Origin of the sequence: Tenacibaculum profundi, assembly GCF_052050075.1 — a bacterium.
In the GTDB taxonomy this organism is placed as follows: Bacteria; Bacteroidota; Bacteroidia; order Flavobacteriales; family Flavobacteriaceae; genus Polaribacter.
Window position 1 is genome coordinate 3,175,461 of record NZ_CP197225.1, and the last position, 17,926, is coordinate 3,193,386.

At 31.0% G+C, this 17,926-nt stretch carries 10 protein-coding genes; all 10 read left to right on the top strand.

Going from position 1 to position 17,926, the window contains the following annotated elements; translation table 11 throughout:
* Positions 1–23: 23 nt before the first annotated feature.
* The 10 genes from ACSIGE_RS12890 (at position 24) to ACSIGE_RS12935 (ending at position 17,910) form a co-directional block, all read left to right on the top strand.
* Complete coding sequence (locus ACSIGE_RS12890; protein ID WP_440880283.1) at positions 24–8,165, top strand: amino acid adenylation domain-containing protein; 8,142 nt, start codon at positions 24–26, stop codon at positions 8,163–8,165.
* Between the two features lie 64 nt (positions 8,166–8,229).
* Entirely contained in the window at positions 8,230–9,375 is a 1,146-nt protein-coding gene (locus ACSIGE_RS12895; protein ID WP_440880284.1) for a hypothetical protein, read from the top strand.
* 69 nt (positions 9,376–9,444) lie between these two features.
* The gene (locus ACSIGE_RS12900) at positions 9,445–10,149 is read left to right on the top strand and encodes an ABC transporter ATP-binding protein (protein WP_440880285.1); all 705 of its coding nucleotides are present in this window, start codon (positions 9,445–9,447) and stop codon (positions 10,147–10,149) included.
* Entirely contained in the window at positions 10,121–11,284 is a 1,164-nt protein-coding gene (locus ACSIGE_RS12905) for an ABC transporter permease (RefSeq protein WP_440880286.1), read from the top strand. Before ACSIGE_RS12900 ends, ACSIGE_RS12905 begins: the two co-directional genes overlap by 29 nt.
* Complete coding sequence (locus ACSIGE_RS12910; RefSeq protein WP_440880287.1) at positions 11,281–12,555, top strand: ABC transporter permease; 1,275 nt, start codon at positions 11,281–11,283, stop codon at positions 12,553–12,555. The genes ACSIGE_RS12905 and ACSIGE_RS12910 overlap by 4 nt, the downstream gene beginning before the upstream one ends.
* A 92-nt stretch (positions 12,556–12,647) precedes the next feature.
* A complete protein-coding gene (locus ACSIGE_RS12915; protein WP_440880288.1) occupies positions 12,648–13,391 on the top strand; it encodes an outer membrane lipoprotein-sorting protein in 744 nt (247 codons plus the stop codon).
* Positions 13,392–13,399: 8 nt separating this feature from the next.
* The gene (locus tag ACSIGE_RS12920; RefSeq protein ID WP_440880289.1) at positions 13,400–14,119 is read left to right on the top strand and encodes a thioesterase II family protein; all 720 of its coding nucleotides are present in this window, start codon (positions 13,400–13,402) and stop codon (positions 14,117–14,119) included.
* Between the two features lie 287 nt (positions 14,120–14,406).
* Positions 14,407–15,519: a hypothetical protein gene (locus ACSIGE_RS12925; RefSeq protein ID WP_440880290.1), complete on the top strand. Its 1,113-nt coding sequence runs from the start codon at positions 14,407–14,409 to the stop codon at positions 15,517–15,519.
* Positions 15,506–15,982, top strand: coding sequence for a three component ABC system middle component (locus ACSIGE_RS12930; RefSeq protein ID WP_440880291.1), 477 nt, complete (start codon positions 15,506–15,508; stop codon positions 15,980–15,982). The genes ACSIGE_RS12925 and ACSIGE_RS12930 overlap by 14 nt, the downstream gene beginning before the upstream one ends.
* Positions 15,979–17,910 carry a DUF3732 domain-containing protein gene (locus tag ACSIGE_RS12935; RefSeq protein ID WP_440880292.1) on the top strand — a complete coding sequence of 644 codons (1,932 nt, stop codon included), beginning with the start codon at positions 15,979–15,981 and terminating at the stop codon, positions 17,908–17,910. The genes ACSIGE_RS12930 and ACSIGE_RS12935 overlap by 4 nt, the downstream gene beginning before the upstream one ends.
* Positions 17,911–17,926 lie beyond the last annotated feature (16 nt).

Here is a 17,926-nt window from a genome sequence, read left to right on the forward strand (position 1 = left end):
CAATCTTAAAAAATTACTACTATATGATGTTAACAACAAAAGCTAAAAAAGACACTAGTCTTATAAGGATTCATGGAAAAAGGTTTGATCTTTTGAAAATGACTTACAAGTTAATCGCAACGACTCAGATAAAAAATGCCTATCTTCTTCCTATTAAAAAAGACAAGGAAATCATAGCTTTAGTAGCTTGTATTGTTTCTGAAAGATTACTAAGTATATCAGACCTTACAAAGATTGATGACTTTTATAAGTTAAAAGATAAATTACATATTATTCATAAAGATACATTACCACTAACATCAAGTGGTAAAATAGATACGTTATTATTAAAACAGGATCTAGAACAACATATAAATAACCTTATAGCTACAAGTTCCCATAATTTGTTATTGAATGATAGTTGTTTATTACTAAAAGAAGTTGCAAACTATACCCAACCATTGCATCAATGGGATATTTCCTTAAATCCATTTAAAGAAGTTACATACACGCATAAAGAAGATTATTTATATAACGGAGATAAAGCTGAAAGCATTCCTTTAGCACACACCATAGGTCCAGAACTTAAATTACCAGAAGGCGCTCCTAAAACTCTAAAAGATGCATTAATTGGTACCGCTAAAAAATATCCACAGAGAGGTATTCAATTTATTTTGGATGATGGAAGTAGAGATTTTATTAGCTATGAAAGTTTATTAGTAAAAGCCCAAAAAGCATTAGCTGTATTTAGAAGTAAAGCAGTTAAGCCAGGAGATACTGTCATTCTTAACCTGGTAGATAATCGATTCTTTATAGAGGCATATTGGGGATGTATTCTAGGAGGTTTTTTACCCACTCCAGTGGGCGCCATCAGTGAATTTAAAAAAGAAAATGCCATAGTCCAAAGATTGGCAAATGTATGGAGGTTACTAGATAAACCTTTGGTAGTAGTTAATAAAGGCGATTTAGAAAAACTAAATTCTATAAAAGAAATATGGGGAGAAGAACCGCTAGAAGGAATAGAAGCTGAAGATTTTATGAAGGCAGAAGCTGATGAAGATGTGTTTGAGGCACAACCTGAATCACCCGCTATTCAATTGTTAACTTCAGGTAGTACGGGTGTTCCTAAGTGTATTTTACATAGAAACAAAACATTGGTGAATAGAATGTGGAGTAGTAAAACACAAGATTTTGGAAAAGAAGATGAAATTTCATTAAGCTTCCTTCCAATGGATCATGTAGGTGGATCACTAATGTTTTCTGCCAGAGATATTTATTTTGGATATCATCAAATAAATGTAAAAGTAAATCGATTCTTAGAAAATCCCACAAGATTGTTAGATTGGGTAGATGAGTTTAAAGTAACGATGACTTGGGGAGCTAATTTCGTTTTTGCACTTGTTAATGAACATGAAAATGAAATTCAAAAAGGAAGCTGGAACTTATCAAGCTTGCATCACATTATGAATGCTGCTGAGGCAGTGACTACAAACGTATGCCAAAAGTTTTTAGAGTTATTAACACCTTTTGGGCTCCCAAAGAGCGCTATGCAACCGAGTTTTGGTATGTCTGAAACAAGCTCATGTATATTAGTAAGTCATGAAATGAGGGCAGGAATGAAGTCGACAGGCGTAGCAATCGTAGAAAAAAGTTCTATGAATGGTTTACTAAAAGTGGCAACTCCAGATGATATAGAAAAAGGAATTGATGAAAATATTTATGCTTCTTTGCCTCATTGTGGTAAGATAGCGCCTGGTTCTGAAGCAAGAATTACTGACAAAAAAAACAATGTAATTCCAGAGGGAGTAATTGGTCGTTTACAGATTAAAGGAGCTACCATAATGGATGGTTATGTAGATAACCCGAAAGCAAATAAAGAAGCTTTTATAGGTAATGGCTGGATGAATACAGGTGATTTAGGTTTTATCTTAAATGAGAATGTATACATAACGGGGAGAGAAAAGGATTTAATTATTATCAATGGTGCTAACTTTTTATCTTTTGAAATAGAAGCGGTAATTGATGAAGTTCCTGGTGTTAAAAATACATTTTCGGCAGCTACAGGCATTTTTGATCCTTTAGAGGAAACAGAAAAATTAGTAGTGGTATACGTTCCAGAAGGAGAAAAAACATTGAATGAAGAGCTTATAACAATTGAAGCTGTAAAGAAGAGTATTTTAAGAAGTTTTGGATTAGAAGCGAGTTATATCATCCCTTTAGCAGAGGAAGATTTTCCTAAAACAATAAGTGGAAAAATACAAAGAGCTAAAATTAAAAACCGTTTTACTACAAACGAATACGACAAAACGATTAAAGCAATTGATGTATTAGAAAAAAATAAAAGGACAATACCACAATGGTTTGCAAAACCATCATGGCAGCTTAAAAAGTTAACGAACTTTAAAACAAAATCGCAAGAAGGAAAACGATTGTTGTTTGTAAATCAAAATGTTCATTCTGAAGATTTTATAACTGAGAATACGATTGTAATTCAAAAAGGCGAAGACAATGGTATTAAAGATACTTTACAAGGACAAACTTATATTATCAATCCATCATCAAAAGAAGGTTATAAATTGATAAATAATTTGTTGAAAGATGAAAAAATAAATGAAATAATCTACTTGTGGTCATACCAAAAAGAAGCGGTTCCTGTTAATAAAGTGCTTGGGAATCTTCATCATATGCTACAAAGTTTAATACCTTGTTTTACAGAGCATGTAAGGTTGTTAATTATTGTGGAAGATAGAGGGGAAGTAAAGCAATATTTAGGAGAAAATGAAGCCTTATTAGGGTATATAAAAACACTAAACGTTGAGCAAGAAACCGTAAAAGCGCAATTAATTAGTTTAGATAAACTAGATAGGCAAGCTTGTGAAGATATCCAAGATGAAATTCAACAGCCTATTATAGATGAAATTATATCATGGAGAGATTACAATCGATTTGTTTTAAAAATTGAAGCCTTAAGAGAAAAAGAAATAAAAACAAAATTATCATTTGCTGATACAACACAGTTTTACAATCAACAATGGTATATAACAGGAGGCTTTGGTGGCATTGGCGAAATTTTAGTGCCTCATCTACTTAAAAAATATAAGCTTAAGCTAGTTGTTTTGGGTAGAAAAGCATTATCAAGAGAAAGAGGCGATTTATTACAAAAATGGAAAAAGTTAGGAGATGTTTCTTATGAAAAAATAGATTTTGGAAGTGAAAAAGGAATAGAAAATGTAATAGTTAACTCAAAAAAAGAAATAAAGGGCTTCTTTCATTTAGCAGGAGCCTCATTAATTGAAAGCTTTGAAGAACCTCAAAACTATTCAGTGCTGAAACAACCATGGAGCTATATAGAAAGACAAATAAATGTAAAAGTCAGTATTACGGATAAAATTATAAAAGCATTAGGAAAACAAAAAAATAAAAGTCTATTCGTGCAATTTTCGTCTGTTAATGCCTTTTTTGGAGGAAATGGTTTTAGTGCATATTCGGCGGTTACATCTTATCAATCGGGGCTTTCTAATCAATCACCATTTGAAAAAGTATCAATTAAATCAATAGATTGGAGTGCTTGGGCAAAAATAGGAATGAATAAAGCTAGTGAAACTTCACTTTTAGCTAAACAAAGAGGATTCTTAAGCATAGATACTTCCAGTGGTTTGATAAGTTTTGATGTAGCAATGCAACTTGAAGAATCAAGAATTATGGTTGGATTAGATTTGAATAATAAATATATTAAACAAGAAATAATCAACAATGAAACAGAAATAGTTCCGGTATTATATACTACAAAACCGAATGTTCAAGAACTATTGTTACAAAATATAGCTGACCAAAACATAGTATCATGGTTTCAAAATGTTCAAATATTACAGCTATCTAAAATGCCCAAATTAGCTGATGACACCATTAATTCAAAAGAATTATTACGTCTTGATACTAAACAAAAAGTTAGAGAAGTACAAACTTTAGAAGGAGAATTACAAATAGCAATGGCTAAACTTTGGTCAGAGGTTTTAGAAGTACAAGTTACCGATGCAAAAGCTAATTTTTTTGATTTAGGAGGGCATTCAATAAAGGCAATTCAGTTAATATCAAAAATTAACAGTGCTTATAAAATCAATATAAATATGGCACAGCTATTTGAAAATGCTGTCCTTCATAAATTCGTTGATTTTATATCAGGACAAAAGAAAGCGAGTTATAAAAAAATAGCTCAGTACGGTAAAGCAGATAACTATCCATTGAGTCATGCACAAAAAAGAATTTGGACACTCATTGAACTAGAAGGACAAAGTAAATTATATAATATTTTAGGTGTTTGGCAAATTAGCGGCAGTATTAATGTAGAAAAATTAGAAGTCATTTTAGGTATTGTGCTAAGTAGACATCAAAGTTTACAGCTAGGATTTAGACAGGTAAATGGCGAACCAGTAATGTTTGAAAAGAAAAATGCAAAAATACCTTTGGAGTTTATTGATTTCTCTACAGTACCAGCTCAACTAATAACACAAACTTTAGATGATTTAATAAGCCAAGAGAGTGGTGTTGAATACGACTTAGAAAAAGGAGATTTAACACGTGTTAAGTTAGTGAAAATAAAAGAAGAAGAGCAAATATTATTAATAGGTCAACATCATATTATTTCAGACGGCTGGTCATTAAATCAATTGATTGAAGAAATAAATAGTTTATATAATAATACAGCAACAGAGGTTACAGAAAATAGTATTGACTATACAGACTATGTATATTGGGAAAAGGAGCAAAATACTAGTGATGCACAAAATTATTGGAGTAATAGGCTAAAAGATTACTCTAATGTATTGGAATTGCCAGTTGATACTACTAGACCAGCTTTGTATGAATACAAAGGAGATACTCAGATAATTAATTTGCCTCAACAATTACAAAAGGATTTAAGGTTATTGGCAAAAGAAAAACAAACTTCTTTGTATAATGTATTGTTTACGGCTTATGCCATCTTTATCAGTAAAATTACTAATGCGAATGATTTGTTAATAGGTACTCCAGTTGCAGGAAGAAACCACAAAGATTTGAATACTGTTGTTGGCATGTTTGTAAATACATTACCGATAAGAGTTCAAATAGATAATCAATTGAGCTTTGAAGAAAACTTAAAAATAAATACAGGTATACTTCAGCAAGACTTAACCCATGATAATTATCCTTTTGACCAACTATTATCAGATTTGAGTATCGTTAGAGATTTAAGTCGACCTCCACTAATCCAAACATTATTTGGTTTTTTAAGTGCAGATTTATCTATTGATTTTGCAGGCTGTAAAGCGACACCTTTACATGTTAAACACAAAATATCAAAATTTGAATTATCAGTTCAAGTACTTGATCAAGTAGATCAAATAGCTGTTAGCTTTGAATATAATACAAGTTTATTTAAGCCTGACACCATTGATAACTGGCAAAAGCTATTTGTTCAACTATTGAAAGAAATTACAGAATCTTCTTCATTACCTGTATTTAAATACACAATGCTTTCTAACAAAGCCAGCATACAATTAACAGAGACATTCAATCAAACAGAAACACCGTATCCTAAGGAAAGTACAATTTATGAACAATTCTTATTACAGGTAAATAAAAATCCACAGGCTATAGCTGTGCAATTAGAGAATAGATCGGTAACTTATAAAGAGCTAGATGAAAAAGTAAATAAATGGTCCAGAAGTTTACAGTCGCAAGGTGTTGAATGCGGACAGGTATTAGCAATATGTGCTAAAAGTTCTTTAGAACAAATAATTATTTTATTAGCCACGCAACAAATAGGAGTAACTTATGTAGCATTAGATTATGAATTGCCTTTAGAGAGAAGACAGTTTATTTTAGAAGATTCTAACGCTAAATTCTTGGTAATTCAACCTACATTAATGAATAGTATACCTTGGAATAAGGTTCCAATGATTGCATTAACTGAAGAACCCAATAAAAAAGGTATATTAAAAGCAGATTTAACACATGTTAAAGTTACCAGTGAAAGCAATTCTTATATCTGTTATACCTCAGGCTCAACAGGAGTTCCAAAAGGAGTAGTAGTGCCACAAAAAGCTGTTTTACGACTAGTTAAGAATACAAATTATTACAACGTAAAACCAGAAGATAGGTTTATGACAGTAGTAAATTTTGCTTTTGATACATTTACTTTTGAGTTTTGGGCTGCTATTCTTAATGGAGCGTCATATCATATACTAGAAAAAGAAGAAAGATTGAATCTTAAAAACCTGTCTAATTTTCTCATTGATAAAAAAATAACAGTAACCTTTTTTACGGTAACACTTTTTAATCAATTAATAGAACAATATCCTACCTGTATTAGTCATATGAAATGTGTTTTAGTAGGAGGAGAAGAGTTGTCAGTTTATCATATGAAAAAGGCACTTGAGTACTTGCCAAAAGGGCTATATAACGGTTATGGGCCTACAGAAAATACGGCTTTTTCAAATATATTTCCAATAACAGAAGTAAGTCATAAACAAAATTCAATTCCACTTGGAAAACCAATAGCTAACAGTAAATGTTATGTCTTGGATGACTTTTTACAACCTTTACCAATTGGTGTAATAGGTGAAATTTATTTAGCTGGAGATGGGTTAGCGACGGCATACTTAAATAGACCTACTTTAACGGCAGAAAAATTTATAGATAACCCTTTTGTTCCAGCAACAAAAATGTATAAATCTGGAGATTTAGGAAGGTGGACAAAAGATGGCTTTCTTGAGTATTGGGGAAGAATTGATAATCAAGTTAAAATACGAGGATATCGAATAGAGTGTGGAGAAGTGGAGCAAGTAATAAGTGCTATTTGTAAAGGGAAAGATGCAGCGGTGGTTCCTCAAGTAGATAAAAAAGGACATAAAAGATTAGTAGCATACTATACCGATAGTAAAATTTCAATTGAAACGATAATTAAAAGTTTAAAAGAGAAGTTACCCTCGTATATGATTCCTTCAGCTTTTATGTATTTGGACGAACTGCCGAAAAATGCAAACTCTAAATTAGATAGAAAAAGATTACCTAAAATTGAAGTAGCAAAATCTTTGGGGGAGATGGTTGCCCCAAAAACAAACTTGCAGGAACAATTATTTACAGTTTGGAGTGATGTTTTGGGTAGTAGTACATTTGGTATTGAAGACTCTTTCTTTGATTTAGGTGGAGACTCTATTTTAGCAGTTAGCTTAATCGGTAAACTTCAACGAGAAGGAATTCCATTAGACCCTAAAATGATTTTTATGTATCCTACTATTCAAGAACTCTCAGAAGCTATTGAGCAGGGTAAAAATAAAATAAAGCGAACTAGAACAGAAAAGGATTATCTAATGAAATTATCTTCTGGAAGTCAGGATAAGCCAAGAGTTTACTTTTTACCACCAGCGGGAGGAACCTTGATGGGATATATAGAGTTAAGTAGAAATTTAGAAAATGTTGGAGATGTTTATGGGCTTCAAGGACCTGGTTTATTTGAAGATGAAGTACCACAGTTTTTAAGTTATGAGCAAATGCTAGATATATTTGAAAAAGCAGTAAAAGATCACTTTAGACCGGGTGTAGATTATTTTGCTGGGCATTCTTTAGGCGGACACTTAGCCTTTGGACTTACACAGCGAATGGAGAAAAGGGGAATTCCAGCAAAAGGGCTACTCATTTTAGATACAGTTCCAAACATGTATGTTGAGGCAGAAGAAAAAGTAGAAATGTCTCAAGAAGAGTTAAAAATGCTAGCACTAGTTTTAGGAATGGGAAATATGGTTGGAATGCAACCAGACGATTTTAAAAATATGGATTATGAGTCGGCAAAAAAAATCATTATAGACAAAGCAAGAGAAGATGCAACAGTAAAAGAGTTTATGAATAATGAGTATTTAGATAAATATTTACAAATACAAATGAATCATATGCTTTTATCTCAAATGATGGAATTAGATACTACGCCAGTTCATACAAAAGTAACTGTATTTAAAACGGCATTTCACAATGAAGATTTTGAAAACCGATTTGATGAATGGAATGAATTAGCGATCAATCCAGTGCATATAATTCCTGCAGAAGGAAATCACGTAACCATGATAAGACGACCTCATGTGGTTAAGTTAGGAAATCAGATCGATGCACTTCTTCAAGATTTGACCATGGAAATTTTAAACGAAATATAAATTATTGAATACTAAAACATAAAGTAAACTACAGAAACTACTGTAGTTTACTTTAATATAATAGATGAAAATTATAAATAAAGTAAACTATCACACCTATATAATGTGTGGTATTTTAATAGTGTTCTGTAATAATCTATATGGGCAAAAAAAGGTGGAGTTTTCAGGACAATTATCAGGACTGGTAAATTATTCTCCCAATAATGAGATGAATATGTTTCTGGGGACAAGGTATATTCCAGAACTACAATTCAATAAAAAATTAGATACCATTAGCGATTTAAATATTGAAGCTTCGTTAAATGTATCTAGTAATTTATTATTTAAACCTTTTTATAAGTCGGTAACAACGAACGAAATTAATCCATATAGGTTGTGGATTCGGTATTCAAGAAGAAAATTTGAGGCTCGATTCGGACTTCAAAAAATTGATTTTGGATCAGCTTCTATTATTAGACCTTTACAATGGTTCAACCAAATAGACGCAAGAGACCCTTTACAGTTAACGAATGGTGTTTACGGAGCTTTATTCAAATACTATTTTAAGAACAATACTAATATTTGGGCTTGGGTATTATACGGAAACGATAAACGCAGAGGTTTTGATCTTTTTATCAGTGAAAAATACCAGCCAGAATATGGCTTTAGAGCGCAATTACCAATAACAAAAGGAGAAATAGCCTTATCATATCATAGTAGAGGTGTTTCTTTAAACTATAACCTACCAATAGATAATAGTCAAGAATATAGGTTTGGAGTTGATGTTAAATGGGATTTCATTGTAGGTGTATGGATAGAAGCTTCCCATATAAAGCTGCAAAAAAATATCGGAATTTTAACCAATCAATCTTTAATTAATGTAGGAGCTAGTTACACGTTTGGTTTAGGAAATGGATTGAATACAAATGTTGAGCATATGATCAATACCATAGAAGATGAAAGTTTTACTTTTCAAAACAATAACCATTTTACAGCCATTACACTGCAATACCCCTTTGGTTTTTTTGATAGCCTAAATCTTGTTAGCTATTTTACTTGGAAGGATAATTCTACCGTAGTTATGTTAAACTATCAACACCAGTTTGAAGCAGTAACAGGATATTTAATGGGGTATTACAACCCAACCAACGCTATAAACCTACCCGACAATCAATTTATAAATGCCTTTTCAGGCTTTGGAATACGATTAATGGCGGTTTTTAACCATTAAAAAGAGATGATATAACACAATAAATATATACCAATGCAAGACCAAAACATAGTAATAAAATTAAACAATATGTCTAAAAGCTTTCAAGTAGGAGGCAAGGACTTTTTAGCATTAAAAAACATAAATCTCAGTTTTCAATTAGGAGAGTTTACAGGATTAGTAGGGCCAAGCGGTTCTGGAAAAACAACATTACTCAATATTATAGGGAGCTTAGATAAACCAACAGCGGGAGAAGCAATTGTTTTAGATAAAAACATAGCCACTTTATCACACAAGGCAGCTGCAAAATTGCGTAATCAAACGATTGGATTTGTATTCCAAAGTTACAACTTATTGCCTATTTACACGGTATATGAAAACGTAGAATTTGCTTTAATTCTACAAAATAAAAGTGCTACCTACAGAAAAAAACAAGTTTGGGAAGTATTAGAGCAAGTTGGTTTACAAGACTTGGCAAATAAAAGACCCGATAAGCTTTCCGGAGGCGAATGTCAAAGAGTAGCAATCGCTAGAGCCATGGTTAAAAAACCTAAGATTTTATTAGCCGATGAACCAACGGCAAATTTAGATGCAGAAAATGCTCACAGAATAATGCAAACGCTACAAGAGTTAAATGAAAATTATGATACCACTTTTATTTTTTCAACACATGATGAAAAGGTAATGCAATATCTAAAAAGAAAAATAGTCTTGATAGATGGGGTTGTTGCGAATAATAGTGTTCAAAAAATAAAAATATCAAACCATGAAATTAGCACTCAAATTAGCCTTTAAAAATTGCATTAAAAGTGGTGTCAGAACTTGGTTAAATGCAGGAATTCTCTCCTTTGCTTTTATTTTAATTCTTTTCTTCAATGGATTAATGGACGGATGGAATGAAGAAACTAAAAAAGAAACGATTGCATGGGAATATGGAGAAGGTCAAATTTGGAGTAAAAAGTACGATCCTTTGGACCCTTTTTCATTGAAAAACTCAGTTACAGAAATGCCAGAAGAATTAAAAGGTGTAGGAACTCCAATACTAATTCAGCAAGGTAGTATTTACCCTCAACAAAGATTCATTCCTGTTCAATTAAAAGGAATCGACTTAGAGCAACATATTTTAAAAATTCCAACAGAGATATTGGCTCAAAGTAAGGCAGAAATTCCTGTATTAATAGGAAAAAGAATGGCAAAAATAACACAACTAAAAGTAAACGATCAAGTACTTCTTAGATGGAGAGATACGCATGGGGTTTATGATGCGAAACAGCTTACAGTGGTAGGAATATTTGATACAAATGTGGGAGCTATTGACAATGGTCAGCTTTGGATGTCATTAAAAACATTACAAAAAATGACCAGATTAGAGAATAAAGCCACTATTTGGATAGCAAATAACAAACAAGCGAAATACCGAGTCGCTGGATTAAAGGCATGGAAGTTTGTTGGGTTGAAAGAATTATTAAAAGATATTGAAGAAATGGTTGAAATTAAAAAATCTAGCAATGCTATTTTTTATTTGATGCTATTATCGATTGCTTTATTAGCCATTTTTGATACCCAAGTACTGTCCATTTTCAGGAGACAAAAAGAAATCGGTACTTATTTAGCATTGGGTTTAACCAAAACCAAAGTAATGCTCATATTTACATTAGAAGGTGTGATGTATAGTTTTTTGGCAATTCTCTTAGGAGCTGCCTATGGGATCCCTTTGTTATGGTATTTACAAAAAAAAGGTTTGTACATACCAAACTCAGATGATTTAGGAATGGCGATAGCAGATCGTATTTACCCTTATTATACGGTAGATTTAATCATACAAACTATTCTTTTAATCGTAATTTCTGCAACCATCGTTAGCTATTTACCAGCGCGAAAAATAGCAAAGTTAAATCCAGTCAATGCACTAAAAGGAAAATTATTATGATACAATTTTTTCTAAAAGGAATTATAAGAGACAAAGGAAGAAGTTTACTTCCGCTTACGATTATAGCTTCAGGAGTAGCACTAACTCTCCTATTAAGTGGTTACATACGTGGCGTTATGGGAGATATGGTAGAACAGAATGCAAATTTTGATACAGGACACTTAAAAGTAATGACCAACGCCTATGCAAAAGAAAGAGAGCAATTACCTAATGATCTTGCTATCCTAGCATTGGATTCTTTAAAAGGCACGTTGCAAAATAAATACACAAATATAACTTGGGTAGAGAGAATAAAGTTTGGTGGCTTGTTAGATGTACCTGATGAAAATGGAGAAACCTTAAAACAAGGACCGGTATCTGGTTTGGCTATTAATTTGAATACAGAGCAATCCTCAGAAATAAATAGACTGCATATCAAAGAAGCTATTGTAAAAGGGAAATTGCCCAATACTAAAGAAGAAATTCTTTTGGGAGATGCCTTATTTGAAAGGTTATCATTAAAAATAGGTGACAAAGTAACCTATATAGGAACGACTATGAACGGAAGTATGACTTCCTATAATTTCAGAGTTGCAGGAACACTTCATTTTGGTAATACGGTCATGGATAATAGTAGTATTCTGATTGATATTAAAGGAGCTCAAGTAATGTTAGATATGGAAGATGCTGCAAGTGAACTTTTAGGATATTTCAAGAGGGGGGCTTATAATGATCTAAAAGCTACCAATATTGCCGCTAACTTTAATGCAGCATTTTCGGAATCAAAAGATGCTTTTGCTCCTATCATGGAAACCTTAAAAAATCAAAATAATCTAGCTGCTTATATAGATTATACCGACCTATATGCAGGTTTGTTTATTATGTTATTTGTAATCGCGATGTCGGTTGTATTATGGAATACAGGACTTCTAGGAGGGTTAAGACGATTTCAAGAATTTGGTGTGCGATTGGCTCTGGGTGAAAGTAAAAATCACTTATATAAATCGTTGCTAATAGAAGCTTTTTTAATAGGTATTATAGGGTCGGTAATAGGAACAGTAATCGGAGTAGGAATGACTGTTTATTTGCAAGTGTATGGAATAGACATTTCGCCTTATTTGAAAAAAACATCCATGATGGTGCCATCAATCGTAAGAGCAAAATTTACTATAGATTTACTTTATATAGGATTTATACCAGGAGTATTAGCCATCATGCTAGGCAATATTTTATCGGGCATGGTAATTTATAAAAGAAAAACAGCTGAATTATTCAAAGAACTCGAAGTATAAAACAAAGTTAATATAAACAGAAAATAGTTGCAACACATATCGAAAGAACATTCAATAAATACCTCACCTGGTGAGGAAAAAACAACAAAATCATGAAAAAAATAATAAGCCTATTTATGCTAATAGTAACACTACACATATTAGGGCAAAAAAAAGCAGTAACAGCTGATCAAATACTAGCAAAAGTAGATGGAAACATAGTGTCTAAAGAACGTATAATACAATCGCAAATGGTTATTTATGGGAAAAGAAGAAATAGAACCATTGTCTCCAAAGGCTATTCTAAAGGGAATGAAAAATCGTTTATCGAATACTTACAGCCAAAAAGAGAAAGAGGTACTAAGATGTTAAAGTTAAAAAATCGTTTATGGATATACTCTCCTTCGTCAGACAGAACTATACAATTGTCAGGTCATTTACTACGACAATCGGTCATGGGATCAGATTTATCTTATGAAGATGTGTCAAGTAATGAAAAATATAGTGCCTTGTACCATTCAAAATTAATAGGGGAAGCTACTTTTAACGAAAGAAAAGCCTGGGTTATTGATTTGGTCGCTAAAAATGATGAAGTGAACTATCAAAAAAGAAAAATATGGGTAGACCAAGAAAGATTCATTCCTTTAAAAGAAGAAATGTATGCTAAAAGCGGACAAAAGCTTAAAGAAGTAAAGGTGTTGGATGTAATGAAAATACAAAGTAAGTGGTATCCTAAAGTAACCAATTATAAAGATGTACTAAAAGAAGGAAAGGGTACAGATTTTATCATTGAATCTATGGAGTTAGAAGCAACAATATCAGAAGATATTTTTAATAAATCATCATTAAAAAAATAAACGGACGTATGAAAATAATAGCATTTCCTTTTGCCGGAGGCAACAGTTATTCTTTTAAATTTTTAGAGACAGAGCTACTAAAGCATAACATCGCTATGGAAACCATTGAGTACCCAGGAAGAGGCAATAGAGTATCGGAAGCGTTAGTAGGCGATATTGAAGATATTAAGAAAAAAATAATGGCTCAAGTACTTCAAAAGGTAATGAATATTGGTGATCACGAACCCTACGTATTGTATGGTCATAGTATGGGAGGGCTCACCGCGTATTTAATTGCACTCGAATTAATGAAAACGAAATTACCTGCACCAAAACGTTTAATAGTATCAGGAAAAAGTGCTCCTGCTATTAAATACAATAGAGGAATTAGTAAAATGACAAGTGAAGATTTTTGGAGAACCATGCAGGCAATTGGAGGAACTCCTGAAGAATTATTGCAGAATGACATGTTAAAAAAGTTTTACGAACCCATTATAAAGTCAGATTACAAGGCCGTAGAGGATTTTGAATACAAGCAAGAAAGAAAACTAAAATATCCGATCGATGTTTTTTATGGGAGCGATGATATTTTTCCTTTGGAACAAATGACGCCCTGGGGACAAGAAACTGTTGAAAAGATGAAAACATACGAACTTACTGGTGGACATTTTTTTATTTATGATCACGTACCTGTTTTGGTAAATCATTTTAAATCTGTTCTAGAAGTTGGTAACGAATTGAAGGTATGATTGACTAACAATTACGGGTTGCCTTAACTCTAAAAGTAGTATCAAAAACTATTTTAGCGCTGGTAGTTCTGGTGACAAAAATAAAAAAACGTTTGTACTTATTGGTACATGAGTACAAATGTTTGTTGATATGGTTTTGGTTTTTAAAAGCTTAGTGTTTTAGGCAGGTTTAGGCGATTTTTTTAGACAAAAAGTGCTTAAAAAAAATATGAAATAGGCTATATTTACAAGAAAAATATATGTAATTCTGCATATCTGCTAGTTAATTCTTATAAATAGAATAAAATATGAGTTCGAAATCGGATGCTTCTACTAAAATTTTAGGCTTTAAATACCAAGAAATGGTTGCTTTAAAGGAATGTTTTGAAGCAAAAGATGGGACAAAAATTTATTTAGAATGCCTGGGAGATGTTTCGGACGGAAAAATATCAACAGAGGTTAAACACTCTATCCAAGATGATAAAAAATTAATCGATACCCATATTGACTTTTGGAAAACTCTTTACAATATAATTGAAGAATATGATACTTTTCGATTTTATGATAAATTCATTCTTCATACAACAGCAGAAATAAAAAAAGGATCAATATTTGAGCACTGGGAAACTTTAGATAAATATGCTAAAAAAAAGAAAGTAATTTCTATTGCATCAAATAAAACAATAAAAAAATATTCTAATAAAGTAAAAAAATTTGATTCAAATGGATTAGAGGACATTCTTGATAAATTTAAAATAAAGGACAATCAAAAATCAGCAAAAGAATATTATATAGATGTTCTTGTTAATCATATAGCAATCATAAGCATAATACAAGAACCATACAGAAAGCCTTTTTTATGTTCTTTACTTGGTTATATTTCAGTCTCGTTGATAGAATCTGAAGGATATAAATGGGAGATTGATATTGAGTCTTTTAGAGAAAACTTTCGATCATTTGCCAAACAATATGAAATTCAAGATCTAAAATTCCCAATTTCAAGTGTAACAGCAGATAAAACCTCCAAAGGTAATTTTCATTTCGTGAAAGCATTGGAAGATATAGGATATGAATTAAAAATAGGTTTGTCAATGAATAATTATTTAAAAGCATCAGATAGTCAGTTCAAAATAATTAAAGCAAGAAATAGTTTGAGTGAAAATCTCGAAAATTACGATGAAGATATTAAGGACATAGTTTTAGAGCTTAAAATTAGCCATATTGATCAACTTACTTCCAAATCTGATATAAATGAGAAGTCAAGACGTTTTTTTGATGATGGTATTGAACAAGTCTCTTCTAAGACAAAAATAGAAGGGATTACAAATACAAGAGCATATTATCCTAAAGGTCGATTATTACATAACATAGAAGTCAAAAACATAAATATTAATTTAGATACGAAAAATGAAAGCAACTGATTTAGAAAGATTGGTTTTTTCACCGTTTCATACAAGTAAAATTTTACATTACTTTTTAAGTGGTGCCAAATCTGTTAATTCAAAATGTATAAAAACGGAATTAGTATATCTTTTATTACCTTTTATCTATAATAATCAAATTCAAAGTAAACTAAAAAATTTAAAAACAAATTCTAAATTCAATGCTTTTATTGTCAACACAGATTTTGATATTTTCATTAGTTCTCTAAATCAAAGAATAAATGATTATCGTAAAACAACAAATACTGCTATTATTATTCTTGCAAATGAAATTGACTTAGATATAAATGAATTTTTGATTTCAAATATTGAAATTCATTACAGAGAAGAAAAAGATATATACTTAAAACCTATTTATAAATCAGCTTATAATTTAGGTGTTATATTAGGAAAAGAACAATATTTATCGGTATTTAAAAAGCTTAGAATTACAGAGATATGAGTACAACTATAAAACAAATAGCCATTTTTAATGATACTGGGAATAAGCGTTACATTCCTTTCAATGATGGTTTAAACATCATAACTGGCGATTCTAAAACTGGTAAAAGTGCACTTATCGAAATAATTGATTATTGTTTGTTTTCATCAAGGTCAAGTGTTCCTGTTGGTAAGATAACTGATTTTGCAAAGTTATTTGTAGTTGTTTATAAAGTAAACGAGTTTTACATTGTTATTGGTCGTCCTGCACCAAATACAGGGAATATGAGAAGTGCTTATCTAAATATTGAAACTGATTATAAAACAATTGAAGATATTAATTATGATTATTTTAATGAGATATCATTAAAACCAATTAAAAATGATATTCAAACTGAATTTGAAGAAATACTAGGTTTGTCGTTAAAAAATTTGGAATCAGATTACGAGAATTTCGGTAAATTATCGATTAGAGATACTGTTTCTTTTCTTTTCCAGCATCAAAACTTAATTGCAAATAAACATTCACTATTCTATAGATTTGATGAGATAGCCAAGCGTAAAAGAGTTATTCAAGCCTTACCCGTATTATTAGGTATAGTAGATAGTGAATATTATCAATTGGTAAAACTAATTAAAGAAACTGAAAGAAAAATAAAAGCTGAAGAAAAAGTTTTAGCTCGTATTCAGGAAAATAAAACGAACCAAATAGATAATATTAGAGACCAAATACAAATTTACTATACAATGTTAGACCTTACTCTAGAAGAAGGACTTTCATTACGTGAATTAAAAAAGATAGGTCTTAATCTCCCTATTCCACCAAAGATACTCACAGACCAAACAAAATCATTTACTAAACTAGCTCATTTAGAAAACGAAAGAGAAGTGCTCTATGTTGAGAAAAATGAAATTGAAAAAGCTATTTCCAGTCTTCTATCAAATTCAGAAGATAGTTTAGCTTATGCAAAACATTTACGACAAACAAAGGCTAAACAAAATTATAATACTTCAATTGATGAATTAGCTTGTCCGCTTTGTGACAATTCAGTTTCACATATAAGTGAAAATATTAATAAATTAAATGAATCTAAAAACAAATTAATTGAAGAATTAACTAAAGTAAATACCTTTTCAAAGGACAGTACCCAGATAATTGAGAAATTTAGAAAAGATAAAAAAGTTATTACAACCAAAATAAAATTAATTTCCAAAAATATTGAAATACTTACTAAAGAAAATATTGATTTAGAAAAAATAAAAGGAAAACGAGAATCAATAATACACCAAAAGGGTGTATTAGAAACGACAATCAAACATCTTTTAGAATCTAATGATTTAGCCAAGTTTAATACTGATTTAACTACTTTAAAAGAACAATTAAAAGAGTACAATAAAAGAATTTTAAAATATAATGATATCAAGCAATTCAAGGTTAAAACAGAATTATTCATAAAAGAACAAATGGATAGAATTGCGAGTAAACTAGATTTTGAAAAGGAACTTAAACCCATTGATTTTTATTTTAATATTGATGATTTTAGTTTTTATCATAAACACAAATCAGATAAGATAAGATTATATGAAATGGGAAGTGGAGCAAATTGGTTGGCTTGTCATCTTTCTTTGTTTTTATCTTTATTGCATTTATCTTGTAGCAATTCTGAATCTATAATTCCGTCATTTTTAATAATCGATCAACCAAGTCAAGTATATTTTCCAAGAACAGCTAAAAAAAGTGAATTAGACTCTGAAGACGCTAAAAAATATGATGAAAACATTGAACAAGTAATTAAAATATTTAAAGTATTAAATGAAGAAATTGAATTGATATTTAAGAATACAAATGTAAAGCCTCAAATAATTGTATTAGAACATGCTAATGAGAAGGAGTTTGAGAAATACATAATTAGAGATTGGGTGAAAAGTGAAGGTAAAGGATTAATATGAAAACGTCATATAATAT